The following is a 26,551-nucleotide window of genomic DNA, read 5'->3' as shown; positions in this document are numbered from 1 at the left end:
GATGAAGCACAAAACATGGTTGTCAGGTGTAATCGTATTATCCGTTCTTTTATCAGGATGTGGAAACGGGAAAGCTGAAATGGAGCCTGTCTCTACAAGTCAGGAAACAAACGCAAACGATTCAAATAATGAACACAGCGGTCATGATCACACAGTGCTAGCTAACGGAGATATCCAGGAGAAAACACAATCACCGAAAGAACTACCTGCTTTTCTGGATGGACATTCCGAAGAGATGCGCAAGATCTATCTACTATCTGCTCAGTATGCGGATGTGCTAGAATTCATCCCTTGTTATTGTGGTTGCGGAGAAAGTGCGGGACATAAGAGTAACCTGAACTGTTTCATTAAGGAGATTGAAGCGGACGGTGCAGTCGTTTGGGATGACCATGGTACAAGATGTAATGTCTGTCTTGATATTGCCGTATCTTCAGCAAAAATGGCGCATGATGGGAGCTCTGTTCTTGAGATTCGAGAGGCCATGGATTCGGCTTACAAGCAAGGTTATGCAAAACCAACTCCAACCCCAATGCCAGAAGCATAATATTTTTTATTTATGAAGAATTATCTTTTAGGCAGGAAAAAAGCCATCCTTCATGGTAATACATGAGAGATGGCTTTTAACTTTGTTTTATAAATAGTGTTTATATCAGAACATCAGCTTCGTTCAACACTTTTTCAACTTGATCGATCGTTCCGCCTCCAAGACAAACGTCGCCGTCGTAGAAAACAACGGCTTGTCCCGGTGTGATCGCTTTTTGCTGCTGATCAAAAGCTACATGAACCGTGCCGTCTTCACGCCAAGTAAGTGTAACTCCCTGATCGGGCTGACGATATCTAAATTTGGCCGTGCAATGAAATGGCTCATTCGGGGTTTGATCGTTACCTGCAATCCAGTTTACACCTGTTGCGACTAGACCTGTAGAATACAGGCTAGGGTGCTGATCACCTTGTACGACATAAAGAATGTTCTTCTCTAGATCCTTGTCGGCTACAAACCAAGGTTGTCCGTTACCGGAACCTCCGATGCCAAGACCTTGACGCTGCCCAAGGGTGTAGTACATGAGTCCGTCATGGCGTCCTTTGACTTCACCACTTTCAATATCGACCATATTTCCGGATTTGGCTGGCAAATAACCGGACAAGAATTCCTTGAAATTACGCTCACCAATAAAACATACACCAGTGCTGTCCTTTTTCTTGGCCGTATATAGACCTGCCTGCTCAGCTAGGCGACGAACTTCCGGTTTAGGAAGATGGCCGATTGGGAACATGGCTCTTGAAAGTTGTTCTTGGCTGAGGGCGTTAAGGAAGTAGGTCTGATCCTTGTTGTTGTCTACTCCACGAAGAAGTGTGTATTTTCCATCTTCTTGAATGAGTCTTGCATAGTGCCCTGTCGCCACATAATCTGCACCAAGATCGAGCGCCTTATTTAGAAATTCTCCAAACTTGATCTCACGATTGCACATGACATCAGGATTCGGTGTCCGTCCGGACTTATATTCATCTAGGAAATAGGAAAAGACTTTATCAAAATATTCCTTTTCGAAGTTGACTGTATAATAAGGGATATCCAGTTGTTCACAGACGCGGCGGACATCTTCCGCATCATCTTCTGCCGTGCAGTGACCGAATTCATCGGTGTCGTCCCAGTTTTTCATGAAAATACCGATGACGTCGTAACCCTGCTCTTTAAGTAGCAGTGCTGTGACGGAGGAATCAACGCCTCCCGACATGCCGACGATGACGCGGGTGTTTTGGTTGTCGTTAGACATCGTCATCACCATCTTTAATTAGAATGTTTTTACGCGTTTTATTGTAACACATTCGTGGTTAACTTACGATAGAATGGAAAGGCTGTGTTTATGTCCATCCTGGACGGACATTTTTACTATTATCGTCAAGGTTTATTTTCCATATTCGCGTATCTTATGTTACCATTATCAAAGGGTTATGATCGGAATAGAGTGAATTGGTCAAATATAGAAAGACACAAATAGACTTCTACTGATATAACAAGCAAGTGACTATAAATTAATGAGGTGTACCTACTTGAAAATATCGACTAAAGGACGTTACGGTTTAACAATTATGATGGAACTCTCTGGGCGTTTTGGCGAGGGACCGACTTCTCTGAAAAGTATCGCGGAAAAAAATCAACTTTCAGAGCATTATTTGGAGCAGCTCATTGCACCGCTTCGAAATGCAGGGCTCGTTAAAAGTATTCGCGGTGCGTACGGCGGATATATTTTGGCACGTGAACCTTATACGATTACTGCGGGAGACGTGATCCGTGTACTGGAAGGACCTATCTCTCCCGTTGACTTCACAGAAGAAGATGATCCGGCTAAACGTGATCTATGGATTCGCATACGAAATAGTATCGCAGATGTTCTTGATTCTACTACGTTGCAAGATCTAATTTCCTACAAAGAACAGTCCGACGCGGACAATTACATGTTCTATATTTAACGCGGGGTGAAAAGAAAGTGAATATATACTTGGATCATGCTGCATCTACTCCTGTGCATCCAGAAGTTGCCACTGCAATGTTTGAGGTAATGACTGGCCAGTTCGGTAACGCATCAAGCGTGCACGCTTTCGGGCGTGCAGCTAAGCGTTCCGTAAGTGAAGCTAGGGATAAGATGGCGGCTTATTTGGGCTCTTCTCCTGACGAGCTTGTTTTTACTTCTGGTGGGACAGAAAGTGATAATCTGGCTATTTTCGGTACAGTAGCGGCTTTTGAAAATAAGGGAAAACATATCATTACGAGTCAAATAGAGCATCATGCAGTACTTCATGCATGTGAATCTTTGGAGAAGGAAGGATATGAAGTTACTTATCTGCCGGTTGACTCCTATGGAATGATAGATGTGACTGATCTAGAAGCAGCGATTAGGCCAGATACGGTTTTAATTAGCATCATGTATGTCAATAATGAAGTAGGAACCGTGCAAAAGATCGAGGAGATTGGACACATCGCCAAAGCTCACGATATTCCTTTTCATGTAGATGCTGTTCAGGCATTAGGTTCTATTCCTATCGATCTTCACCATCTTCCTGTTGATTTGATGAGTTTTTCTGCTCACAAAATCAATGGACCTCAAGGGGTTGGACTTCTATATGTACGCAAAGGCATGAAGCTTGAGCCGAGAACTCAAGGGGGCTTACAGGAACGTAAGCGCCGGGCAGGTACAGAGAATATGGCTGGAATTGTGGGCTTCGCCAAGGCACTGGAACTGCTTGAAAAGGATATGGAAGAACGTATGCAGCATGACGCTCAGCTGCGTCAAACCTTTATTGAAGAACTGAAAAATGAAGTTGGGGAAGAAGCAATTGTTGTGAACGGACATCCTAAGCAAGTTGTTTCCCATATTGTGAATGTGAGTTTTCCTCTAGTCAAAACGGAGACTATGCTCATGAATCTGGATGTAGAAGGTATTGCTGCGGCAAGCGGATCGGCTTGTACATCGGGTTCACTTGAAAGGTCTCATGTCCTTGAAGCTATGAATCTGCCGGAAGGAATTATGGATTCTGCGATTCGATTCAGCTTTGGTTTGGGTAATAGTAAAGAAGATTTGGTATATACAGCAAATAAAGTTGGAACCATTATGAGACGGCTGCGTAATAGAGCATAAGGGTTTCCTTGTATACGGGCAAAGGAGGGATTGTGCGTCCTGTTGTCATCAGCCGATGTAGCGGTAGCTTGTCTTAACGTGTTTTTTTAATACACACGGTGAAGAATAATTTATCGTTTCAAATTTAAATTAGGTGATGAAAGGGTTAATCCTGTCATGAAATTTCAAGAAATGATTGGACTTGCCGTATATGATGTAGAAGAAGGCAAGCACATCGGCAAAATTTGTGATTTTATACTAACAAATGACTGGCAACTTACCGGAATTGAATTGGATGGAAGAGCACCTTTTTCCAAACAAGTCAAAACGGTGTCTTGGGAAGACATCGTCGCTTACGGCAAAGATGCAGTGATGATTCGAAATAAACAGGCTGTCCGTAAAACGGATGCTGACAACATACAGTACAGCTATTTAAAAGGTCATCATAAACTTCGCGATATGACGGTGCTGACACAAGAAGGTTTGCAACTGGGACGTATCACAGATGTTTATTTTGACCAGCAAATGGGAAAAAATATATTAGGGCTCGAAATCAGTGACGGATTTGTGATGGATCTGATGGAAGGTCGAAAGTGGCTGCCTCGCACGAATGAGATGATGATGGGTGAACATACCGTCGTTGTTCCAACGGCAAGCGAGCAGCATTTAGTAGATGCTATTCATTCTGTTAACGGATAGGTGGAAATTTATGAAATGTCCAAACTGTAATTCAAAAGATATTGGTAAAATCGGCTCCCATCAATTTTATTGCTGGGGATGCTTTATAGAACTGAATGTAAATGGAGAAAAAATGTCTGTGTATCAAGTAGAAGAGGATGGAACCCTAAGTTCATTGGATGACCTTTTCTTTGGAGAAGAAATACCTCAGGAGTACCCAGGAATGCATCTTGCCCCTTAACTATTGCTAATAACTTCCTCTATAAACGGTCTAACACGCTTTAAGTTATGTTTCCTGTGAGTAACATAAACCGTGCTCTACAACATCAGTTTAGAGGTAGGGATACATAACGTGTAAGTAACGACTTTCTTAAACGAGGTTCACATTCAAACACTTGTGCAGCTAGAGTTTTTTTGACTTGCTGCATAAGTGTTTTCTGCTTTTTATTAGACAATTACCTCAGATAGGCTTTCTTCTCATAGGGTTAATTTATCCTCGTCCTACATATACTTACAAGGATAAGCCCGTCCGAGGAGGAATCTAGATGTGGAGCAACTAACGAAAAGCAAGCTGTTCCGTTATGGGCTGCTCGTGCTGCTTGCCCTCGTTATTTTATATTTTGTGTGGCTGCTGCGTCCTATGTTGCTGGGTGTATACGTTTTTCTGAAAGCCATTTTTGCCCCTTTTCTGGTGGCATTGATTATTTCATATGTTCTGAACCCGATTGTATCTATGCTGGGTGGCCGCAGAGTTCCTCGCAGTATAGCCGTATTGCTTATTTATGCGGTATTTCTGACCTGTCTGGCTGTCATATTAATGAATGTTATACCGATGTTTATGGAACAGCTGGAGCAGTTGAACGAACACTTACCCGAGCTAAATATGCATGCTCAAAGTTTGATGAACAATATGAATAACAACCTCATCCCACCGGGCGTTCGCGTCGGGATCAACGGATGGATGTTCCAGATGGAGAATCGTTTGGCAACTGGTATATCTGCCTTTATGGATAATATCGGAGCGACAATTAGCACGATTTTCAACATTTTTATCGTACCGTTTCTGATCTTCTATATGCTCAAAGACTTCGATGTGATGGAAAAGGCGATTGTTTCTTATTTACCCAGGACTCAGCGAAAATCAATAGTTATGCTTCTGAAAGAGATTGATGCTGCACTTGGCAATTACATAAGAGGTCAGTTCCTTGTGTGCATCATTGTTGGTGTATTTGCTTACATTGGTTATGTTGTTATCGGTATGCCTTATGCGCTCATTCTAGCAAGTGTGGTTAGTGTGTTTAACATTGTCCCTTACTTGGGACCTTTTCTTGGAGCAGCACCTGCCATTGTTATGGCCTCCACCATATCAGTGAAGATGCTTATCTTTGTCATTGTGGTGAATACGCTATGTCAGATTCTAGAGAGCAATGTTATTTCTCCTCAGGTGGTGGGTAGGACGTTACATTTACATCCACTGACCATTATCTTTGCTTTATTAGTGGGAGGAGAACTAGCAGGAATTGTAGGTTTGATTTTGGCTGTGCCGGTATTTGCAGTATTAAAGGTGTTATGCCAGCACTTCTTTTTGTACTATATCAAGCGTAAGACGATTGAATAGACAGAAGGCATAGACGAAACCAAAATTTAAAATCAATGCAGAGGTGAGGCTCGATAAATGGCGGAGAATAACCTACGGTGTCCGCTGGGCTACATTGACAGCTATATCCTCTAAAGATATAATTAAATATGTATGTATATCGTAAAATACAGTGATGAAATCAAGTACGTCAGGGTGTTTCCACAGAGAATGGACTCCTGCTATCGAAGTGCTTCGGGCACTCCTAAGATAGTTGGCTGTAAGAGTCCTGAAATGAAGCGACGGAAAGCTAATTTCGGAGTGCGGTTAAAGCCGCCGGATGACCTCCGTTACTGGGTTCTAACAAAGGCGATCGCTCGTCTACTCTAAGCTTAGGACATTCATGTATATGAATAATCCTTATGCCAAGAAGAGATAGCGATAACCAGGGTGGTACCGCGAACTTCTCGTCCCTGAACTATTCAGGGGCGTTTTTTTGTTTTTTCGTTGAAGCTCGCTAGTTTTTATGTGTATTTGTTACTCCTGTTTTTTCTTTTGTGTAGGGGAGTAACCTTTTCAATTTTATATTTTTTAGCCCGGGATTTATGGGCATGAACTATGCGTAGTAAACGAATTGGCTTAGAGGAGTGAAACGTTCGTATTTGGTTTGAAATTCAGGAAAGGGGAAATTTATTCTCCAGACCGGTATTCAAACCAACGACGACCGAGAGACAATTCGTTTACGGAGCAGCGGTAGTTTCGGCAATAAAATGTCCGGGCTAACCTAATATACAACTTAAACCGGAGGTTATGACCATGAAGGCAAGTGAAATCCGTTCCAAATGGATCGAGTTTTTCAAATCCAAAAACCACAAAATCGAACCGAGTGCATCGCTCGTACCTCATAACGATCCATCGCTGTTGTGGATCAATGCAGGAATGGCGCCACTGAAGCCTTATTTTGACGGCCGAGTGAAACCTGAGAATCCACGTCTTGCGAACTCTCAGAAATGTATTCGTACCAATGATATCGAGAATGTAGGGAAAACTCGTAGACACCATACTTTTTTCGAAATGTTAGGGAACTTCTCTATTGGTGATTATTTCAAAGAAGAAGCAGTTACTTGGGCTTGGGAATTCTTGACCGACAAAAAATGGATCGGATTTGATCCTGAACGTTTGTCAGTTACCGTGTACCCTGAAGATGAAGAAGCTTTCAAACTGTGGAATGAAAAAATCGGCCTGCCAGCAGAAAGAATCATCAAGCTTGATGAGAACTTCTGGGATATTGGTGAGGGTCCGTGCGGTCCATGTACGGAAATTTTCTATGATCGCGGAGAAGCTTACGGTAATGATCCGGAAGATCCAGAACTGTATCCTGGTGGAGAAAATGAACGTTATCTTGAAGTATGGAATCTGGTATTCTCCCAGTTCAACCATAATAAAGATGGCAGCTATACACCGCTTCCGAATAAAAACATTGATACAGGTGCGGGTCTGGAGCGTTTCGCTTCCATCTTGCAGGACGTAGACTCCAACTTTGATACGGATCTATTCCAGCCTACGATTCAGCGTACAGCTGAGCTGGCAGGCGTTAAATATAACGATAGTGTAGAAATTGATGTAGCGCTGAAAGTGATTGCTGACCATGTACGTACGGTTGCATTTGCCGTAGGTGATGGTGTACTTCCTTCCAATGAAGGGCGTGGATATGTAATCCGCAGATTGCTACGCCGTGCAGTCCGTTACGGAAAAGTGCTTGGACTTGACCGTCCATTCATGTATGAGCTGACACAGCAGGTAGCTGATGTAATGGGTGTTTACTATCCAGAAGTAATAGAAAAACGTGAATTTATCGCTAAGGTGATTAAAACGGAAGAAGAACGTTTCCATGAAACACTTAGTGATGGTCTTGCCATTCTTGCTGATATTAGCGGACAAGCGAAAGCAAATGGACAGAATATGATTAGCGGAAATGATGCTTTTAAACTGTATGATACTTACGGATTCCCGTTTGATCTTACGGAAGATTATGCGGCAGAGCACGGCCTTACAGTCGACCGAGAAGGTTTTGATAAGGCGATGGAAGAGCAGCGTAATCGTGCGCGTTCAGCTCGTCAGGATAGCGCTAGTATGAAGATTCAGGGTGGCGCGATCTCGGAACTGACGGTTAAAAGTGAATTTGTTGGATATAATGACCTCGTGACAGAAGCAAATGTCGTTGCCATTATTCGTGATGAAGTAATGGTTGATTCAGTAAGTGAAGGAGATACATGCCAGATCGTTCTGGACCGTACTCCATTTTACGCGGAGAGCGGCGGCCAAGTGAGTGACGAAGGTATTCTGCGCGGGGAAACTACATTTGTGAAAGTAAAAGGTCTTTTCAAGGCACCTCTTGGTCAACATATTCATATGGTAACGATCGATGCTGGTGAACTTCGTGTAGGAGATCAAGTCAAAGCTGAAGTTGATAAAACAAGTCGTGAAGCGATTGTAAAAAATCATACAGCTACACATCTGCTGCATAAAGCACTGAAAGAAGTATTAGGAGACCACGTTAATCAGGCGGGATCTCTTGTAGAACCAGGACGTTTGCGGTTCGACTTCTCGCACTTTGGCGGAATCACGCCGGAGGAACTTAGCGTAATCGAACGTAAAGTAAACGAACAAATTTGGAAACAACTGAATGTTGTCATCGAGTTCAAATCTATTGACGAAGCAAAAGCAATGGGCGCTATGGCTTTATTCGGTGAAAAGTACGGAGATATTGTTCGTGTCGTTCAAGTCGGCGATTACAGCCTTGAGCTTTGCGGAGGTTGTCATGTGAATAATACATCGGAGATTGGCTTGTTCAAACTAGTGAGCGAGAGCGGGATCGGTTCCGGTGTAAGACGGATTGAAGCCCTAACAGGACGCGGTGCATATGAATACTTGGAAGGCCAATTGGATCTACTAAAACAATCCGCGGCTCTGCTCAAGTCGAACCTAAATGATGTGCCTAAACGGATTGATGCACTGCATGCTCAAGTGAAAGACCTAACGCGTGAGAATGAATCCCTTCAAGGTAAACTAAGCTCCATTGAAGCAGGACAACTTACGGATAAAGTGGTTCAACATGGAGATACCAAAGTATTGACAGCACGTGTTGAGGCAGCAGGGATGGATGCACTTCGTACACTTGCCGATGAACTTAAGGTGAAATTACCGGACACTGTTATTGTTCTTGGTGCGGCAGCAGAGGAAAAAGTAAACTTTGTTGTCCTTGTACCTCAAGATCAGGTCAAGAAAGGGTTGCATGCAGGTAAGATTGTGAAAGAAGTCGCTGCAGTATGCGGCGGCGGCGGTGGCGGACGTCCAGATATGGCTCAAGCTGGTGGTAAAGATGCTTCCAAACTTGAAGAAGCACTGCGCCTTGCTGAACAAATCATTGCTGGGTAAGGTTTTGTACCGTTTACAAAAAACAAAATATTCTCACTTTCCTGCTATATTTACAGAGGACAGAATATGTTATTATAAAGAAGAAATCAATTCGGCATAGCAAAAATGAAAAGTTTTTGTTTTATGCAGAAGCGAGGTGTCGTATATGGACTCCATGGATAAGACAGTCAAATTTAATGTGAAGGGCGATGTGGAAGAAGCTTCTGCACAAGAGATTCTTCTTAAAGTGTACGACTCCCTTCAGGAAAAAGATTATAACCCGATTAATCAAATCGTTGGGTATCTTATTTCTGGGGATCCGGCTTATATTCCACGCCACAACAATGCCAGAAGTCTGGTCCGCAAAAAAGAACGCGACGAACTGATTGAAGAATTAGTACGTTCTTATCTGGCCAATCACCGATAAGAATAGGAGAACGAAATGAAGATTTTAGGTTTGGATTATGGCGACCGCAGAATTGGCGTTGCACTTAGTGACGCCTTTGGCTGGACTGCCCAGGGATTAGAAGTAATAGAACGGCGCCGCGAAGGGAATGAGATTGCACGGATCACTGAACTTGTTAAATTGAACGAGGTTAGTGAAATCGTCGTCGGATTGCCCAAGAATATGAACGGTACCGTTGGTCCTCGTGGTGAAATCTGCATTGAATTTGCAGAAGTGCTGCGGGAAACATTGGACTTGCCCGTTCACCTATGGGATGAAAGGCTCAGCACCGTTTCGGCAGAACGTACGCTGGTTGAAGCCGACGTAAGCCGAAAGAAGCGTAAAAAGGTTGTGGACAAAATGGCCGCAAGCTTAATATTGCAAAATTATTTAGATGCCAAAAGTACAAGGTGAGGGGGAGTTTACTATGACTGATAATCATGTGGGTATGGAAGAGGATCGCGAGATCATATATATTACGGATGAAGAAGGCAACGATGAGGAATTTGAGGTCCTAATGACCTTTGATGTAGATGGTTCAGATGCTAAATACATGATGGTTGTTCCCGTTGAGGTTGGCGATGACGAAGATGAATCTGAGGTATATGCCTTCCGTTATGAAGAAGACGGAGACGATATTAAATTGTTTATGATTCAAGATGAAGCTGAGTGGGCGATTGTTGAAGAAACATTTAATACTCTCGTAGATTCAGAAGATGACGAGGAGACTGTATAAATGACGGATTTTCCTTTTTCAAGAGCGGATCTGATCATAACGACTCGCTTGCGAGAAGCATTTGGAACAGAAGTTGAGCTGGAGGAAGCGAACGGTAAATCCGTTCCTTATGAATTGCTTGCTGAGTTTGAAGTGCATGGTCAAGGTTATGCGGTATTGCAATCTCTAAACAGTAAGAACGAAGAATATGAACTTTTGCGTGTGGAATTCACAGCAGAAGGACTTCCAGAGCTTCACACGATTGAAGATGATGAAGAATGGGAAAATATTGCAGAGCTCTATGATGAATGGTCCTTACCAGATGACCAAGGGTAATACGAGGAGGCACCTCTACCGAGGTGCCTGCTTTGTATGTTATTATAGAAATCTAGGTATACTTACTTAAAATACGGCTTATGAGAGGGCGGAGAAGTCCGCTCTTTTTGGCTGTGAAGGGGTTGGATTTTTTGAAAGCAAAATACTTCAGGCGATTCATTATCCTTATTGTGATCATGGTGGTGCTTGCAGGCAGCGCCTTATATGTATGGCAGTCAATGAGACCTGTAGCATCAGCATCAGAACCTGTTATTTTCACCATTGATAAAGGAACAGGTACGGCGCAGATCGCGGATAAACTGGAGGAAAATGGACTGATACGCAACAGTTTTTTCTTTAAAGTATATTTAAAACTCAACAATGAAGGTTCTAATTTTAAAGCAGGAACGTACGCTTTTGTGCCAGGTCAAAGCTACAAAGAAATTATTACTTCGTTAAATAATGGAGATGTACAGAAAGAAGAAACTTTGAAGTTCACTATTCCTGAAGGGTATACCCTGAAGCAGATTGCCGAGAAGCTGGATACAGATGGTGTGACGGTGAACAAGCTGTTCATGGATATGATTAATCAGCCAGAGTTGTTTCAAGATATTCCACTTGTAGCTGAGATCCCGGATAACCCAGACTATCTCTTTAAGCTAGAAGGTTATCTGTTCCCCGAAACGTATGAACTTAAAAAGGGAAGTACCGCAGAAGATATTATTATACGTATGCTGACGGAAATGCAGGCTAAACTGGATGCTATACCTGATTTTGAAGCTAAACTGAAAGCACGCGGCCTTACGGTGCATGAACTTCTTACGGTCGCCTCCCTCATTGAGAGAGAAGTTGTGGTTCCCGAGGAGAGACCTTTGGTAGCGGGTGTCATTTATAATCGCCTTGAAAAGAACATGAGACTTGAAATGGACGCAACCGTTCAATATTTGCTGGACAAGCAGAAAGAACGTTTGCTTTATAAAGATTTAGAAGTAAAGAGCCCATATAATACGTATCGGAACGCGGGATTGCCCCCAGGACCGATTGCAAGCCCAAGTTTGAGTGCAATTGAGGCAGCATTATCACCTGAAGCATCAGACTATCTATTTTATGTAACGAAAAAAGACGGAAGTTCGGAACATCTTTTTGCCAAAACGTATGAAGAGCATTTGGAGAATATAGAAAAAAGCAAAGAAAGCGCGGAATAACGGAGGGATGGCTTTGACTCGGCCTTACGAATTGCTAGTGACGGCAAGTGATTTAAAAGAAGCAGAAGTGCTACTTACTGCAGGAGCTGACGCGATTATTATCGGTGACGATCGTTTCGGTATGAGATTACCTGGAAGTTTTACCTTGGAACAAACCAAGGAGGCAGTTAAGCTTGCTAAAGAGCATCATGCCAAGGTTTACGTTTCCATGAATAACATTATGACGAATGAACTTCTTCCTGAAATACCGGATTATGTCCGTGGTCTTAAGGAAGCTGGAGTAGATGGTATCGAATTTAATGATCCCTCTGTTCTTCGGGCTGTACGTGAGATTGCACCGGAGATCAAACTTCATTGGAATGCAGAAATGACTTCTACCAACTATAGTACTTCCAACTATTGGGGGCGTAAAGGGGCATCCCGAGTAGTTCTTGCTAGAGAACTGAATATGGATGAAATTACAGAAATGGTACCCATGCTTGAAGTTGAAGCTCAGGTACAGATTCATGGTATGACCAACATTTATCATTCCAAACGCCAACTGGTTGCTAGCTACATGAAACAGCAAGGACGGCCGGTAGATGGAGATTTGAGTTTGGCAAGAGGCCTATTTCTGATTGAAGCAGAGCGTCGGGATGAGAAATTCCCTATCTATGAAGATGTGAATGGAACCCATATTATGAGTTCGGAAGATATTTGTATTATGGAAGATCTCCATCTCTTAATGAATGCAGGGGTACATTCTTTCAAAATCGAAGGAATTCTAAAAAGCACTGCATACAATGAGGCTGTTGTAAGGGCATATCGTAAAGCAATCGATGCTTACACGGTAGACCCACTAAACTACGAATATGATGAGTCTTGGCTGGATGAGGTACGGGAAATGCAGGATCCGGAGCGCGAACTGTCCTTTGGATTTTTCTATAAAGAACAAGTTTATTAATATGAGGTGGTAAAAGGAAATGGACACGATTACGAAACCAAAATATACGGGCAAACGTTATCGGCTGGACAAGCCTGAGCTGCTTGCTCCGGCAGGAAACTTGGAAAAGCTGAAGTTTGCTATTCATTATGGTGCGGACGCAGTATATATTGGTGGACAAAAGTACGGCCTTCGTTCAAATGCCGACAATTTCAGTTTTGAAGAAATGCGGGAAGGGGTCGAATTTGCTAAGAAGTATGGGGCAAAAGTGTTTGTTGCAACGAACATTTATGCACATAATGAAGATGTAGAGGGTATTGAAGCCTATCTTAACAAGCTTTATGAAGTTGGAATTTCGGCAATTATCGTAGCAGACCCTGCGATTATTGACGTTGCACAACGTGCTGTTCCGGGTCTTGAAGTACATCTTAGTACACAGCAATCGACCATTAACTGGCAAGCGGTGAAATTTTGGAAAGAAGAAGGGCTTCCACGTGTCGTTCTTGGACGAGAAGCGAGCCTAGAAGAAATTGCTGAGATTAAGCAAAATGTAGATATTGAAATTGAAGCATTTATTCATGGTGCGATGTGTTCTTCTTTTTCCGGAAGATGTGTGTTGTCCAATCACTTTACTGATCGGGATTCGAATCGAGGCGGATGCTGCCAATCTTGCCGCTGGAAATACGATTTATTCGAGGACGCGAGAGAAAATGAGGTATGGGTATCTGAAGAAGATACAAGAGATTCTCGTATTCTCAAAAATTTCGAACTTGGTGTAAATCAGCTTCCGTTGTATGAAGAAGGAGACCATTCGTTTACGATGGGTTCCAAAGATCTCTGCATGCTGGAAAACATACCGGATCTTATTGACGTAGGGATTGATTCCTTTAAAATTGAAGGACGGATGAAGTCCATTCACTATGTGGCAACGGTCGTTAATGTATACCGTCAAGCAATTGACTCCTACATGGCTGACCCAGAGAACTATGTTCTAAAGCCGGAATGGCTGGAAGAGATTCAGAAAGCAGCGAATCGTCCGTTGAATACTGGATTTTTCTATGATACTCCAGATCATGAGGATCATATTTATGAGCCGGAAGAAAAAGCAGTGCCTTATGACTTTGCAGGACTTGTAATGGATTATGATGAGAAGTCACAGATGGCTACGATTCAACAACGCAATTATTTCAAACCGGGACATGAGATTGAATTTTTTGGACCGAACGGTACTTTCTTTAAGCAAAAAGTAAGTGAAATCTATGATGAAGCTGGTAATTTACTTGATGCAGCCCGTCATCCATTGCAGCTGGTAAAAGTAAAAGTAGATCAACCTGTTGCCTTTTTTGATATGATGCGTAAGAAAAAATAATATTTTTCAGTAAGGACCCTCCGCAAAAAAGGGGGGGGATTAATGAAAAACAGGTCTAAAGCCCTCATCTATCGGAAGATGAGGGCCTTTTTTTATAGACATCTAGGAAAAAAGGTGCAATTTTTTTTCATAAAAGCAAAGGTTTTACCATCAAAATGTCGAAATAATAGTTATTAATGTCAGGTTTTGAAACGATAACGACTAATGGCGGTGAGCAGAATGAAAGGATTTGTTAAGTTAAGGAAAAAACGTGACTCAGAAGAAGGAAGTCAGACAAAAAAGAAGGGAGAGCGAACACGTTTTTCATGGAAACGGTTAAATAATCTAAATCCAATTCAATCTGTAGGAGTGCGATTGTTCCTTATTTTTATGATTGCTATTCTACTCGTTGTATTTGGACTCGGGACCTTATCCTATCAGACAGCCAAAGCGACGATTAAAGATAATGCAGCTACAGCGAATCAGGAAACGATGGAACAGATTACACAAAGATTAGATATTATCATGGAGCGTTATGTGGATATGTCAACACAGATTTTTTTTGACACGAACATTCAAAAGAATTTGACAGATCTCACGAAAAGCGGCGTCACAGAGTTTGAAGTTTATCAGGCGATGTCACTGATTTCTGAACAAATGATGAATATGCAATTTACGAATAAAACGGTAGCTTCCATTGCACTTATTCATCAGAAACCAGAAGTACCGATTATTAGCACAGGAGCAAGTGCAGGACTATCAGAGCTCCGTAACGAAGAGTGGTTTAAGGCTCTGCTGGAAAAAGGCGGAATCCAGTGGCTCCCGACTGTAGTAAGACAAGATGGATCAGAAGATACATACCGTATGGCGCGAGTGTTAAAAAATATTAGTACAAGCATTGGTACTTATGTGCTTGTATTCGATATTAAAGCTAGTGCTTTGGAAACCGAACTCAAAAAAGTGGATTTTGGAGAAAGCGGAGTCATTCAAACGATCGCTGAAGATGGAACTGTCGTTGGATCCTCAATATCAGATCGAGCAGGTAAAAAATCGGAACTTTCTTTTATTAATGATCTCACTGAGCAAAGCGGATTTAAAGACACGGAGAATACTATTGAAGGTCAACACAGGGAAGTACTAGCTGTATATAATACGCTGGGCATATCCGGATGGAAAATGATTGGGATGATTCCTGTAGATGAACTGCTTAAAGGTGCGAATAAGATATTAATAGTTACTGTTATTTTTGCCGTAGCCGCAGCGATTCTTGCTTTGTTAATCGGCATATGGATGGTGCGGATGATTGCGACACCTCTATCCAGGCTAAAGGATCTCATGTATCAAGGGGCTAAAGGGGATTTGACTGTTCGTACATCGCATCACTCAAAAGACGAAATTGGACAGTTGTCTGCTAGCTTTAATCAGATGATGGAGCAAATTACGGATCTTGTTAAGCAAACCAACCAGACTGCACAGGATGTATTGCATACAGCATCGGAACTAAGCTCGGCCTCTCAGAAAACTGCTGCCTCTGCTACCGAAGTAGCCGTAGCAACAGAACAAATTGCAGGAGGAGCAACGAATCTGGCAAGTGAAGCAGAACGAGGTTCCGAGATGACGGAGCAGATCTCTGCTCAGATGCAGAAAGTCGTAGTAACCAATGAAGAGCTAGGGAGTTCGGCACGAGAAGTGGAAGGCGCAAGCCAAGAAGGTAGCAAGTATTTAACAGGGCTTATTAGTAAAACGGAACAGAGTGAAGAGATGATTCGTTCACTTGTTCATAAAGTAGATCAACTCAAGGACAGTACAAGCTCGATCCTTAGTATTCTAGATGTGCTGCATAACATTGCAAGACAAACGAATATTTTGTCTTTGAATGCTACGATTGAAGCAGCAAGGGCAGGAGTAGCTGGACGTGGATTTATGGTGGTTGCAGGGGAAGTTCGTCAACTGGCAGATCAGTCCAAAGAATCCATTGATATGGTCGCGAGTATGACAGATCGCATTATGAATGAAATGAACGAAACAGTAGCTGCTTTGTCAGAAGCATACCCGTTATTCCAGGAACAAATTGTAGCAGTAAAAGAAACGGGAGAGATTTTTCAAACCGTGGAGGATCAAATGGGGCACTTCGTGAAAAGGCTGAATGAAACCTCGGTCTCCATAGAAGCGTTAAATGAGTCCCAGATTACGCTTTCCGAGACGATGATGAATGTGAGTTCCGTTGCAGAGCAATCTTCCGCGACATCACAAGAAGTAGCCTCATTGAGCAGTGAGCAGCAAAGTATCGGTAATCATCTGGTAGAGTTGTCCGCTAAACTTGAAAAGGTATCGGGAGAGCTGAAATCAACCTTGTCTGCTTTTCATTATTAATCATTACATGTAGATTATGAACACCAATCACACCCTGTTTCCTGAAATAAGGAGGCAGGGTTTTTAATATGGGCAAATAGGGGATAATAGCCAAAAAAGTCGAAAGAAGGCGACTGTATGGACCTGATAAGAAAAAGACGAATTTTTTATATGCTTCTTTTATTAGGGGGGCTGCTTCTTGTATTAATTATTCGTCTTGGGTACATTCAGTTTATTAGCGTCAATCAAGAGGTACTTGAAACTGGAAGAACGATGAGAGAGATGTCAGTATTACAGCGTGAACAAGGGATTATTATGGATTCGGGCCGTGGACAGTTTCTTGATCGCCACCATAAGTCGCTGACTGGACAAATGGTATATATACCTGTTTTGTTTCCACTGCCTGACCAGATTACAGAAGAAGAGAAAAACAGTCTGCTAGAGGTAGCAGACGTGCTGAAGATCAGTAATGAGGTACTGTGGGCGAAATGGAGCACCTTAACCTCACCGGAATGCTGGAAGGGTGCTTCTGGGGAGCCAATGATCCTATCAACTACAGAGGCTGAGTCCCTCCGTAACATGAATATAGACGTCATCAAGCCGCTGCCCTATATGAAGCGGTACTTGGGCGCAGAAAATGGAAGGCAGTGGCTTGGTTATCTTGCAGAACTCCCGGAAAAGACTGTGATGAGCAATCGTCATATGGAGGTTAAAGATCCTTTTAACGTGAAGTCAGGGGCAGGGGGCTTAGAGCGCAGCTTGGAACCCGTGCTGAAAGGACTTGGACCTACCATAGTATCCAATATGGTAGATGGACATAAAAATCCATTACAAGGAAATCTAGGGGCTAGGGTAATTGCACCCCGCAATCCGAAGTATCCTCTGAATGTCGAGACTACAGTGGATATAGATATACAAGAACAAGTAGAAAAACTAACCGCTCAGGCAGGTATTGCCGAGGGAGCAGTTGTCGTACTTGACGTACGGAATGCAGACGTTGTAGCTATGGTATCGAGACCTTTTTATGATCCGGAGCATATTAGTATGACGAAGAATGAATGGGGAAATCAGGCGCTGAAGGCTGCTGTTCCTGGTTCTATTTTTAAAATAGTAACTGCCGCAGCTGCTCTGGAACAAGGTGTGGTTCACCCTAATGAGAAATTCCACTGTACCGGCCATTATGGAAAATATGGACTAAGTTGCTGGAAAACAGCGGGCCATGGAATTTTGACATTCGAAGAAGGTTTTGCTCAGTCTTGCAATATTACTTTTGCCGAGGTGGCATCGCGATTGAGTGCGAAGCAGATAACAGATACAGCTAACTCCCTTGGACTTGGGAGAGCGGTTGGATTTGAACAGAATCATTATTTGGGACAAGAGCATTTCCGGCTGTTCGATCATGAAGAGAAAGGTAGCATCTTTAACACGAAAGAGAGTATTCAGCTTGATGATGAAGGTGCCAGGATACAAACAGCGATTGGACAGCGGGATGTAAAGGTCACTCCACTGCAAGCAGCCAATCTTATCGTGACACTTTTACATGGGGGAGAGGTGTTATCTCCGCGCATCGTCGCCCAAATTCATTATGCGGACGGAACTGTGCTGGCAGAACTTCCAGAGCACCGTTTATCGGGAAGCAGTATGCCTTCTATCCGCAAGTCTACAGCGAACAAGCTGCTGCATTTTATGGACAAGGTAGTGGAGGAAGGTACAGGACAAGCTCTAAAGCAGGCAACATGGCATCTTGCTGGAAAATCAGGCACAGCTCAAGTTTTGAAGAACTCACGAAAATTAAACCATCAGTGGTTTATCGGATATGGTCCGGTAGAATCTCCACGTTATGCAGTTGCTGTACTCGTAAAGCATGTGGAACCGACCTCTAAACACAAAGCTACGCAGTTATTTAAACAGGTAATGAACATGTTGGCTACAACTTAAATCGTGAATGGTGACTGAATGTAAATCAAATAAACCTCTACTTCCCTATTCAATAGGGACGGTAGAGGTTTTAATTTTGTTTTTTTATTCTTCCCGTGGGTTAACTGGGTCGTCTACAATAAAAGGAGAGGTTTGAAATTCATCTTCAGGAAGATGAATCCAGCGCTGCAAGTACCCTTGCTGAAGTAATTCCTTAATTAGAATCAGTAGGATTGGTGATAATATAACACCTGCAATGCCGAAAATGGACAAGGATATGAGCATAAAGGATAGCATTAAATAAGCAGATGTGACACCAATCGAATTACCGGAAATTTTTGGCTCTGCCAGTTGTCGAGTCAGCATGGTTACCACTAGAACAATAATGAGCCCGATTGCCGTTCCTGTGTTTCCTACGATAAACAAATAAATAATCCATGGGATAAAAATAACTGGTATACCAAGCAGAGGCAATAAATCAAAAAAGGCGGATACGAGTGCAATGGTAAGAGCATTTCCGGTTCCTACAATCAACAATCCTACATATACAAGTATAAATGTAATGGAGATAAGAATTAATTGAGCTTTTAAATAGGAACCAATAGAAATAAGTACGTGATTTTTCACAAATAAATACGCTTGTTTGATGGTATTAGGTGCTTTTCTTTTCGTTAGTGCCCGCCATATATCAATTTCAACACTGAGGAAGAACGCAAGGATCATGGCAACAGCAAAATTTCCTATAAATGAGGAAAAGGAGCTGAGCATAGTAATAATATAACCAATGAATATTTTTCCCCAGGCAGATAGTGTTTGAGTGACGACTTCAAAGTAATCATTTACCTGATTCGTCACGCTGGCTGGAAGTGCATCAATTTGTGTATGTAAAAAAGTCATGAACTGGTTGAACTGGGTCTGAATCATTTCGGTATAGTAAGGGATATTATCCTGAAATTGAACAATGGACGAGACGACGATAACACCAAGTCCAAAAAATATACCGAGTAATATACCGAGAAAGAGTAAGACTGAAATAGCTGAGGCAATCGCTTTTTTTATTCCTTTGCGATGTAGAAATTTGGCAAGTGGTTCAATAATTATAAAGACAAGAAAGGAAAGAAATACAGGCGCTGCGATCTGATACAACTTGCTTGAGACGAACATAATTAAAAAAACGGTGAGCGCAATTAGACCAATATCAAAAGCGGTGCGCCAATACTTTTTATACAGAGGAAGCATACGATAACAACGACTCCTTTATCTCATTTAAATATCAACATTTAAGGAAGTATACGCAAAATTTGAATTCAAAGGTTCATTTTATTCACAATATGATAAAATAACAATTAGTGTTGTTTTGATTTGCAGGCGAGACTAGCGAGAGAAGTGAGGAATAAGATTATGCAAAACTTGTTGCTTTTGCTTTTTTACATTACATCCTTTTATGCATTTATTCCCAGTTTGATTAGCCGGTTATTCGGTTTTCGTGTGTTTAGAAAAGGAAAAAACATAAAAGATTATGCTCTTACTTTTGATGATGGACCCGATCCATACTATACACCACTTCTTTTGGATCTGCTCAAAAGGTATGGTGTCAAAGCTACTTTTTTTGTAGTGGGAGAACATGCAGAGCGAAATCAAGATCTGCTAAAGAGAATTCATGAAGAGGGTCACCTCATTGGTATTCACAATTACAAGCATTACACGAACTGGTTAATGTCTCCTAAGCTTGTCCGACAGCAAATTGAACGTACAGATACCATTGTGTATCAGATTACGGGTTCGCATACTCAATTTTACCGTCCGCCATGGGGAATTACCAATTTATTTGATTTCTCGAAAAAGCATCATCATCGTATTGTTCTATGGTCAGGAATGTTTGGAGACTGGAAAGAACGTATCGGAGAGGAACGTTTAGCTGAACGAATGAGAAAAAAACTTCGTGGTGGTGAAGTTCTGGTACTTCACGATTGTGGAACTACACCGGGTGCTGATAAACATGCTCCCCGAATCATGCTTCTTGCACTGGAGAGAATTTTGGAGGAAGCGAAGCATAAAGGACTTCAAAGCATTCGCATCGATGAAATGATTGCTCTTCATAATGCAGCAAAGAAAGACGGAGTAATACGTTTCGGGAAGGATATGCTTATAAACATGAAAGCAGGAATGAAAAAAGTAGTAGTCACTCTGTGGTTAGGTTGGGAAAAAGTCTTCCATATGATAACCCATCTAAAGACAATTACCCCTCAGGATCCTTTTTTACATTATCGGATTCGTCCATACCAGGGTAATCGGGTACCAATGGCAGACGGAGCGTTTCTTGAAAAGGGCGATTCTATCATTGAGCTTCATTTTGACAATAAAAAATTGTATCAATTAGGTACTTCATCACGCACATCTGTTCATCTTGCGATTCGAATGATCCGGACGATGGAAAAACAACTTCCTGATCTAGCACGAATTGCAGCGGTGGATCCAGATGCTGCCCAGGTTAAGGCATTGTATGGAGTGACGATGATTAATCGCGGACCAGAGCAATTTGGATTCCTCGTTAAGGATTTGCCGAAGGGATGGTTTGCTGCATCTAGTTCAGTCTATCTGAAAATTCTACTTAGCGTCATTCATCCGCAAGGTCAGCAACGGTTAAAAGAGGGTAGTCAGCAAATGGTACCCAAAATGATTATCATGCCAATGGATGTTTTGTATGAACGATTCGGGAGTAAAAATAGTCCTGAGCCATCATCCCAAAAGGATGTAATGGAAGAAACTTATGAGGAAGATGAATCATCTATACTTACTGGAAGCACTGATTTAAGTAGAACACCACCTGTAGCTTGATACTTAATATCATAAAAAATAGGACATAAAAAAGGATCCCCAGCTCACTTAAGCTGAGGATCCTTTTATTCATGAGTGATTAGATTTTCAGTACTCCGCCATTACTTGCGTTGGTAACGAGTTTGGAATAACGAGCCAAATACCCTGTTTTCACTTTTGGTTCGAACTCAGTCCACTCGTCAGCACGGCGACGTTCCATTTCTTCTTCACTAACAAGCAGATCAATTTTACGATTGTTCAGATCAAGCTCAATCAGATCTCCGTCATGCACAAATGCGATTGGACCGCCTTCGGCTGCTTCTGGAGAAATATGTCCAATACTGATTCCTCTGGATGCACCAGAGAAACGTCCGTCTGTAATAAGGCCGACTTTCGCACCAAGTCCCATTCCAACGATCTGAGAGGTAGGAGCGAGCATCTCTGGCATACCCGGACCGCCTTTAGGGCCTTCATAACGAATGACAACGACATTTCCTTCTTTTACTTTACCATTTGCAATACCTTCGAGTGCTTCTTCTTGTGAGTTAAAGCAGATTGCAGGGCCTTTATGATATCCACCTACGGACGCATCTACCGCACCAACTTTAATAATGGAACCTTGAGGAGCGAGGTTACCAAAGAGTACAGCAAGACCTCCACGTTCTGAATGCGGATTGTCCAAAGCATGAATGACATTATGATCCTGAATCTCCTTACCTTGAACATTCTCACGAATGGTTTTACCGGTAACGGTAATACAATCGCCATGAATTGCACCTGGTTTTTTGAGGAGTTCATTCAGTACGGCACTTACACCGCCTGCATTCTGAACGTCTTCAATATGAAGATCGGAAGCAGGTGCGAGTTTTGACAAATGCGGAACACGATTTGCCACTTCGTTAATACGTTCAATTGGATAATCGATACCCGCTTCATGAGCGAGCGCAAGGGTATGAAGCACAGTATTGGTAGAACCGCCCATTGCCATATCAAGAGCGAACGCATTATCAATGGCCTCATGGGTTACGATATCACGAGGTTTCAGATCCAGCTTGATCAGCTCCATTAGCTGAGTGGCAGACTGGCGGACAAAATCACGACGTTCTGGAGAAACCGCAAGAATGGTACCATTACCCGGAAGAGCAAGACCCATTGCTTCGGCAAGACAGTTCATGGAGTTCGCTGTAAACATACCGGAGCAAGATCCGCATGTAGGACAACCAAACTGTTCCAGTTCAAGCAAACTTTTATCATCGATTTTACCTGCTTGATAAGCACCTACACCTTCAAATACAGAAGTGAGGGATAGAGCACGACCATTACTATCACGGCCTGCTTTCATCGGTCCACCGCTGACGAAGATGGTTGGAATGTTAACGCGCAGTGCGCCCATCATCATGCCTGGCGTAATCTTGTCACAGTTCGGAATACAAACCATACCGTCAAACCAGTGTGCCGATACGACAGTTTCAACTGAATCTGCAATAATATCCCGGCTTGGTAGGGAATAGCGCATACCAATGTGTCCCATTGCAATACCATCGTCGACACCGATTGTATTGAATTCAAAAGGAACCCCGCCCGCTTCACGGATCGCTTCTTTTACAATTTTACCGAATTCCTGAAGATGTACATGACCTGGTACGATATCAATATATGAGTTACATACTGCGATAAATGGTTTACCAAAATCCTCTTCTTTTACCCCTGCTGCACGAAGCAAGCTACGGTGCGGTGCTCTGTCGAAACCTTTTTTAATCATATCGGAACGCATTTTATTTGGTGCCATGATGACTGTTTCCCCCCAGAATCAAAATGAAATGAATAACTTTCCTCTGTGACGCTTTAATCGCAAATAGTAAAATATAATTTTTATGAGTCTATCACAGTTCACGTCATATTTCTACAAAATTAAGGGAACTAAGGTATACACAAACAGAAAAAGAGACTTGTATCTTCTCACATTGACTTAGATACACTGCCTGACGGACCACCAATTGTCTTCTTGGAAGGTCCATAGATCCATTGATATAAAGCAGGCGATAGGTCATGAGATGACAAGTCCCTTTTTTGTTAAAGGTAGATAAACAATATTGTTGAAAAAATACTTAACGAAGGCCCCCTTTACGTCCAATTTCACGATAAAAGCTACGATCATGAGAGCGGGCGGTAGCTTGTCCACCTTTACTACCAATCTCTTGATAGAAATCTGCATCATGATTTTCAGATGTGGTTATCCCACCTTTTCTTCCTATATTTTCGTAAAACGTTCGATCAAATTTTTTAGAAGTGGCTTCTCCGCCGAGACGACCGGCTTCAGCGCGGGTCATTTTTGGACGAGTTGGTTTTTCATTTGCCATTTCGATTCACTCCTTATCAAGTGTTTATTCTTGTACTTACCACGTCTAGATTACAGTGAAACGAGATTGAACCATTTTTTGTAAAAAGGAACGTGGCCAAGGTTAAACAAAGTTGTTATTTTACGATTGACAACGGTTCCATCCGGGATAACAATAGATATATCGAACCATAATGGAAGTTTATGAACCTAAATGAAAGTGGATTAGAAGTCAAAGGATCTTGAATTATTGTTTAGAAAAGGGAGGGCTCATCATGAAAACAGAGATCGGATTTACTCCGCCTGAAGTAGTCACCTTTGGAGAAAGCATGGGGCTGTTCACAGCACAAGATACGAGGGGACTTGAGTACGCTGCCACATTACATAAATCTTTTGGCGGGGCAGAGAGTAATGTAGCTATTGGTCTAGCGCGTTTAGGACATCAAAGCGGCTGGTGTGGGCGGCTTGGAAATGATCCGCTCGGGCAGATGATCTTGAAGGCGATTCGTGGAGAAGGTGTCGATGTATCCCGAGCGAAACTAAGGGATGGAATGTCCACGGGGCTTATGATTCGCGAGAATATGCCTGCAAAATCCTCGGTGCATTATTATAGGAAGCTGTCCGCCGCAAGTTACATGACTCCGGATGAACTGGACCCAGATTATATTGCGGGAGCAAGAATACTTCACATTACCGGTATTACAGCTGCAATCAGTTCTTCAAGCTTACAGACGGTTCAGAGGGCGATCCAGATCGCAAAAGATTCGGGTGTGAAAGTGAGTTTTGATCCTAATCTGAGGATGAAATTATGGTCGCTTGAGGAAGCAAGGCCGGTTCTTTTATCCCTTGCGGAGCAAGCAGATTATTTTTTGCCAGGGCTTGATGAGCTAAAACTTTTATATGATGAAGAAAGTACCGAACGAATTTTTGGGAAATTATCAAAACTGCAAGCGGTATCTATTGTAAAAGGTGGACCTAATCTCACTTATGTCCTGTATGAGGGTAAAGTACATCAAGTGCCTTATGTAAAAGCAGATCAAGTACTTGATACGGTAGGAGCTGGAGATGGCTTCTGTGCAGGATTTTTGTCAGGTTTGCTACAAGGGAAGGATCCTGTGGAAGCGACAAGACTTGGCAGTTTGACTGGAAGTATGGTCATTCAGGCTGTGGGAGACTGGGAAGCTCTTCCGACTTATAGTCAGGTTGAGGCAGCTTTAAATAACATTCAGCACATTGAGCGATAGATGGGAGTATATAGGCCTGCATCGGTACTTTTTGAAATAGTAAAGCAAATCATACATAATTAGAGGAGTTGTAAGAACGATGAAAAAGCTGGAGCTAATACAGAAAATAGTAGAGAATGGTGTCGTGGCTGTCCTTCGCGCAGATTCTGCGGAACAAGTGATCCAGATGGCAGAGCAAGCAATAGCAGGAGGAATTAAAGTTATTGAGATTACACTGACGGTCCCAGGTGCATTGCATGCTATTGAAGTGTTAAGCCGAACGTACAGCTGGAACACAAAAGATGAAAAACGCTTTGCGATTATCGGAGCTGGAACTGTACTGGAACCTCAGACTGCACGGGCAGCCATTATGGCTGGCTCCTCGTTTATCGTCGGGCCATCGCTGAATCCAGATACCGTTAAACTATGTAATCTGTACCGCGTACCGATTATGCCAGGTGTGATGACGATTGCCGAAGTACAAGCTGCGCTCGAGCTCGGTGTTGATGTTGTGAAATTGTTCCCAGGCAGTGTGTATGATCCCTCTATTATCAAAACAATGAAAGGACCACTTCCACAGGCAAATTTCATGCCTACTGGTGGGGTGTCCTTAAGCAATCTAGGAGAGTGGATTCAAGGCGGGGCTGTCGCTGTTGGTATTGGGTCGGATTTAACAAAGCAAGCAGTGGAGACAAGAGACATGTCTCATGTAAGGAGAAAGGCTGAAGAGTATATGGAAGCGTACCGAAAAGCCATTCTCAGTAAATAAGATAATGATAAGAAAAAGGGTGAACTAAATTGAGTAGCAGCAAGAGAAGAAAACATAAAAAGTGGAAAATTACAATTTGGAGCATCGTAATCGTATTTGTTCTTGTGATAGGAGGGATGATTGCCTATGTATCCCTGAGTACACTTGAGCCGCTGAAGTCCGCTCAAGCTGCGATGCAGCCCACGGAGCAAGTTGAAGTGGTGGACAAGAAAGAGTGGATCGAATTTCAACCGAAGCATCCCGAAGGTGTAAGTGTTATTTTTTATCAAGGGGCATTTGTTGAAGAAGCAAGTTATGCTCCCTTAGCACAGTTGTTAGCACAAGAGGGCCATCCGGTATATTTGATGAAAATGCCAGCGAACCTTGCTTTTGCTGGAGGGAATTCGGCAACCAAAGTGATGGAAGCTTACCCTCAGCAGTCCTTTGTCATTGGGGGACATTCGCTTGGTGGGGCTATGGCTGCAAGATTTGCTGCAGATCATGCGGACACACTTGCCGGAATGTTTTTGCTTGGATCTTATGCAGATGAAAAAGGCAGTGTACGTGATACGGGCCTTCCTGTCATTAGTATTATTGGTGACAAGGATAACGTTGTAAATCGTGAAAACGTAGAAAAAGGTAGAGACTATCTCCCTCCGGATACAATCTATTACAATCTGCCTGGTGGAAATCATGCACAGTATGGTGATTACGGCCCGCAAAAAGGGGATGGAACCGCGGATATTACGATGGAGGAGCAGGTTAAACTTACTGCTGATTCTCTACTTTCGTGGATGAATCAGATCAAACAGACGAAATAAGGGTAACAGATAATAGGGTATAACATGATTCTGACCGGTGATCCCGGTCAGATTTTTTTTCTATAAGATGACTATCATGAGATTGATGTATTCTATA

Annotated in this window: 24 protein-coding genes; 20 read left to right on the top strand and 4 right to left on the bottom strand. The window is 42.5% G+C overall.

The features are described from left to right. The first annotated feature begins 1 nt into the window (after position 1). Complete coding sequence (locus KFT32_RS12505; protein ID WP_211747547.1) at positions 2-544, top strand: PCYCGC motif-containing (lipo)protein; 543 nt, start codon at positions 2-4, stop codon at positions 542-544. Positions 545-644: 100 nt separating this feature from the next. Here KFT32_RS12505 and mnmA read toward each other — a convergent pair whose 3' ends face one another. Further along, positions 645-1,775: a tRNA 2-thiouridine(34) synthase MnmA gene (gene mnmA / locus KFT32_RS12500; RefSeq protein WP_481856332.1), complete on the bottom strand. Its 1,131-nt coding sequence runs from the start codon at positions 1,773-1,775 to the stop codon at positions 645-647. Positions 1,776-2,052: 277 nt separating this feature from the next. Between mnmA and cymR the strand changes: the two genes are divergently transcribed. The 15 genes from cymR (at position 2,053) to KFT32_RS12425 (ending at position 18,528) form a co-directional block, all read left to right on the top strand. Continuing rightward, entirely contained in the window at positions 2,053-2,472 is a 420-nt protein-coding gene (cymR, locus tag KFT32_RS12495; RefSeq protein ID WP_211747545.1) for a cysteine metabolism transcriptional regulator CymR, read from the top strand. A gap of 17 nt (positions 2,473-2,489) precedes the next feature. Then, a complete protein-coding gene (locus KFT32_RS12490; RefSeq protein WP_211747544.1) occupies positions 2,490-3,638 on the top strand; it encodes a cysteine desulfurase family protein in 1,149 nt (382 codons plus the stop codon). A gap of 156 nt (positions 3,639-3,794) precedes the next feature. Next, entirely contained in the window at positions 3,795-4,316 is a 522-nt protein-coding gene (locus KFT32_RS12485; RefSeq protein WP_211747543.1) for a PRC-barrel domain-containing protein, read from the top strand. Between the two features lie 10 nt (positions 4,317-4,326). Further along, a complete protein-coding gene (locus KFT32_RS12480) occupies positions 4,327-4,536 on the top strand; it encodes a hypothetical protein (RefSeq protein ID WP_211747542.1) in 210 nt (69 codons plus the stop codon). A gap of 306 nt (positions 4,537-4,842) precedes the next feature. Beyond that, positions 4,843-5,913: an AI-2E family transporter gene (locus tag KFT32_RS12475; protein WP_211747541.1), complete on the top strand. Its 1,071-nt coding sequence runs from the start codon at positions 4,843-4,845 to the stop codon at positions 5,911-5,913. A gap of 774 nt (positions 5,914-6,687) precedes the next feature. Further along, positions 6,688-9,309 (top strand): alanine--tRNA ligase, encoded by a 2,622-nt coding sequence (gene alaS / locus KFT32_RS12470; protein WP_211747540.1) that lies wholly within the window; start codon positions 6,688-6,690, stop codon positions 9,307-9,309. Positions 9,310-9,454: 145 nt separating this feature from the next. Next, the gene (locus KFT32_RS12465) at positions 9,455-9,715 is read left to right on the top strand and encodes an IreB family regulatory phosphoprotein (protein ID WP_211747539.1); all 261 of its coding nucleotides are present in this window, start codon (positions 9,455-9,457) and stop codon (positions 9,713-9,715) included. Between the two features lie 15 nt (positions 9,716-9,730). Next, positions 9,731-10,147, top strand: coding sequence for a Holliday junction resolvase RuvX (gene ruvX / locus KFT32_RS12460; protein WP_211747538.1), 417 nt, complete (start codon positions 9,731-9,733; stop codon positions 10,145-10,147). Positions 10,148-10,160: 13 nt separating this feature from the next. Further along, positions 10,161-10,469 carry a DUF1292 domain-containing protein gene (locus tag KFT32_RS12455; RefSeq protein WP_211747537.1) on the top strand — a complete coding sequence of 103 codons (309 nt, stop codon included), beginning with the start codon at positions 10,161-10,163 and terminating at the stop codon, positions 10,467-10,469. After that, a complete protein-coding gene (locus KFT32_RS12450) occupies positions 10,470-10,784 on the top strand; it encodes a DUF1292 domain-containing protein (RefSeq protein WP_211747536.1) in 315 nt (104 codons plus the stop codon). Between the two features lie 131 nt (positions 10,785-10,915). Beyond that, positions 10,916-11,968, top strand: coding sequence for an endolytic transglycosylase MltG (mltG, locus tag KFT32_RS12445; RefSeq protein WP_283246430.1), 1,053 nt, complete (start codon positions 10,916-10,918; stop codon positions 11,966-11,968). A gap of 13 nt (positions 11,969-11,981) precedes the next feature. After that, positions 11,982-12,911 carry a peptidase U32 family protein gene (locus KFT32_RS12440; protein ID WP_249435846.1) on the top strand — a complete coding sequence of 310 codons (930 nt, stop codon included), beginning with the start codon at positions 11,982-11,984 and terminating at the stop codon, positions 12,909-12,911. Positions 12,912-12,930: 19 nt separating this feature from the next. Next, positions 12,931-14,259 (top strand): peptidase U32 family protein, encoded by a 1,329-nt coding sequence (locus KFT32_RS12435; RefSeq protein ID WP_211747533.1) that lies wholly within the window; start codon positions 12,931-12,933, stop codon positions 14,257-14,259. Between the two features lie 219 nt (positions 14,260-14,478). Further along, entirely contained in the window at positions 14,479-16,611 is a 2,133-nt protein-coding gene (locus tag KFT32_RS12430) for a methyl-accepting chemotaxis protein (protein WP_249435845.1), read from the top strand. A 117-nt stretch (positions 16,612-16,728) separates the two neighbouring features. Then, the gene (locus tag KFT32_RS12425) at positions 16,729-18,528 is read left to right on the top strand and encodes a peptidoglycan D,D-transpeptidase FtsI family protein (RefSeq protein WP_211747531.1); all 1,800 of its coding nucleotides are present in this window, start codon (positions 16,729-16,731) and stop codon (positions 18,526-18,528) included. Between the two features lie 84 nt (positions 18,529-18,612). Here KFT32_RS12425 and KFT32_RS12420 read toward each other — a convergent pair whose 3' ends face one another. Continuing rightward, positions 18,613-19,746: an AI-2E family transporter gene (locus KFT32_RS12420; RefSeq protein ID WP_211747530.1), complete on the bottom strand. Its 1,134-nt coding sequence runs from the start codon at positions 19,744-19,746 to the stop codon at positions 18,613-18,615. Between the two features lie 162 nt (positions 19,747-19,908). On the opposite strand from KFT32_RS12420, the gene KFT32_RS12415 reads away from it, so the two are divergent. Further along, positions 19,909-21,345 carry a YkoP family protein gene (locus KFT32_RS12415; protein ID WP_211747529.1) on the top strand — a complete coding sequence of 479 codons (1,437 nt, stop codon included), beginning with the start codon at positions 19,909-19,911 and terminating at the stop codon, positions 21,343-21,345. 79 nt (positions 21,346-21,424) lie between these two features. On the opposite strand, the gene ilvD is transcribed toward KFT32_RS12415, so the two are convergent. Next, positions 21,425-23,113, bottom strand: a complete 1,689-nt coding sequence (ilvD, locus tag KFT32_RS12410; RefSeq protein WP_211747528.1) for a dihydroxy-acid dehydratase — start codon at positions 23,111-23,113, stop codon at positions 21,425-21,427. A gap of 319 nt (positions 23,114-23,432) precedes the next feature. After that, positions 23,433-23,684, bottom strand: coding sequence for a con-10 family general stress protein (locus KFT32_RS12405; RefSeq protein WP_211747527.1), 252 nt, complete (start codon positions 23,682-23,684; stop codon positions 23,433-23,435). 253 nt (positions 23,685-23,937) lie between these two features. Here KFT32_RS12405 and KFT32_RS12400 point away from each other — a divergent pair, with 253 nt between their 5' ends. The 3 genes from KFT32_RS12400 (at position 23,938) to KFT32_RS12390 (ending at position 26,454) form a co-directional block, all read left to right on the top strand. Continuing rightward, a complete protein-coding gene (locus KFT32_RS12400; protein WP_211747526.1) occupies positions 23,938-24,906 on the top strand; it encodes a sugar kinase in 969 nt (322 codons plus the stop codon). 79 nt (positions 24,907-24,985) lie between these two features. After that, on the top strand, positions 24,986-25,654 hold the full coding sequence (locus tag KFT32_RS12395) for a bifunctional 2-keto-4-hydroxyglutarate aldolase/2-keto-3-deoxy-6-phosphogluconate aldolase (protein ID WP_211747525.1): 669 nt from the start codon (positions 24,986-24,988) through the stop codon (positions 25,652-25,654). Positions 25,655-25,683: 29 nt separating this feature from the next. Then, entirely contained in the window at positions 25,684-26,454 is a 771-nt protein-coding gene (locus KFT32_RS12390) for an alpha/beta fold hydrolase (RefSeq protein ID WP_211747524.1), read from the top strand. Positions 26,455-26,551 lie beyond the last annotated feature (97 nt).

Origin of the sequence: Paenibacillus sp. Marseille-Q4541 (assembly GCF_018310695.1) — a bacterium.
Lineage (GTDB): Bacteria > Bacillota > Bacilli > Paenibacillales > Paenibacillaceae > Paenibacillus.
This window is presented reverse-complemented; position numbering and strand designations above follow the sequence as displayed.

Excerpts from the sequence above, each read along its gene's own strand:
- KFT32_RS12430 (WP_249435845.1), top strand. The coding sequence starts at position 14,479 with ATGAAAGGATTTGTTAAGTTAAGGAAAAAACGTGACTCAGAAGAAGGA.
- alaS (WP_211747540.1), top strand. The coding sequence starts at position 6,688 with ATGAAGGCAAGTGAAATCCGTTCCAAATGGATCGAGTTTTTCAAATCC.
- KFT32_RS12425 (WP_211747531.1), top strand. The coding sequence starts at position 16,729 with ATGGACCTGATAAGAAAAAGACGAATTTTTTATATGCTTCTTTTATTA.
- KFT32_RS12480 (WP_211747542.1), top strand. The coding sequence starts at position 4,327 with ATGAAATGTCCAAACTGTAATTCAAAAGATATTGGTAAAATCGGCTCC.
- KFT32_RS12465 (WP_211747539.1), top strand. The coding sequence starts at position 9,455 with ATGGACTCCATGGATAAGACAGTCAAATTTAATGTGAAGGGCGATGTG.
- KFT32_RS12420 (WP_211747530.1), bottom strand. The coding sequence starts at position 19,746 with ATGCTTCCTCTGTATAAAAAGTATTGGCGCACCGCTTTTGATATTGGT.
- ilvD (WP_211747528.1), bottom strand. The coding sequence starts at position 23,113 with ATGGCACCAAATAAAATGCGTTCCGATATGATTAAAAAAGGTTTCGAC.
- KFT32_RS12405 (WP_211747527.1), bottom strand. The coding sequence starts at position 23,684 with ATGGCAAATGAAAAACCAACTCGTCCAAAAATGACCCGCGCTGAAGCC.
- mnmA (WP_481856332.1), bottom strand. The coding sequence starts at position 1,775 with ATGTCTAACGACAACCAAAACACCCGCGTCATCGTCGGCATGTCGGGA.
- KFT32_RS12455 (WP_211747537.1), top strand. The coding sequence starts at position 10,161 with ATGACTGATAATCATGTGGGTATGGAAGAGGATCGCGAGATCATATAT.
- KFT32_RS12450 (WP_211747536.1), top strand. The coding sequence starts at position 10,470 with ATGACGGATTTTCCTTTTTCAAGAGCGGATCTGATCATAACGACTCGC.
- ruvX (WP_211747538.1), top strand. The coding sequence starts at position 9,731 with ATGAAGATTTTAGGTTTGGATTATGGCGACCGCAGAATTGGCGTTGCA.
- KFT32_RS12485 (WP_211747543.1), top strand. The coding sequence starts at position 3,795 with ATGAAATTTCAAGAAATGATTGGACTTGCCGTATATGATGTAGAAGAA.
- KFT32_RS12395 (WP_211747525.1), top strand. The coding sequence starts at position 24,986 with ATGAAAAAGCTGGAGCTAATACAGAAAATAGTAGAGAATGGTGTCGTG.
- KFT32_RS12400 (WP_211747526.1), top strand. The coding sequence starts at position 23,938 with ATGAAAACAGAGATCGGATTTACTCCGCCTGAAGTAGTCACCTTTGGA.
- KFT32_RS12505 (WP_211747547.1), top strand. The coding sequence starts at position 2 with ATGAAGCACAAAACATGGTTGTCAGGTGTAATCGTATTATCCGTTCTT.
- KFT32_RS12415 (WP_211747529.1), top strand. The coding sequence starts at position 19,909 with ATGCAAAACTTGTTGCTTTTGCTTTTTTACATTACATCCTTTTATGCA.
- KFT32_RS12435 (WP_211747533.1), top strand. The coding sequence starts at position 12,931 with ATGGACACGATTACGAAACCAAAATATACGGGCAAACGTTATCGGCTG.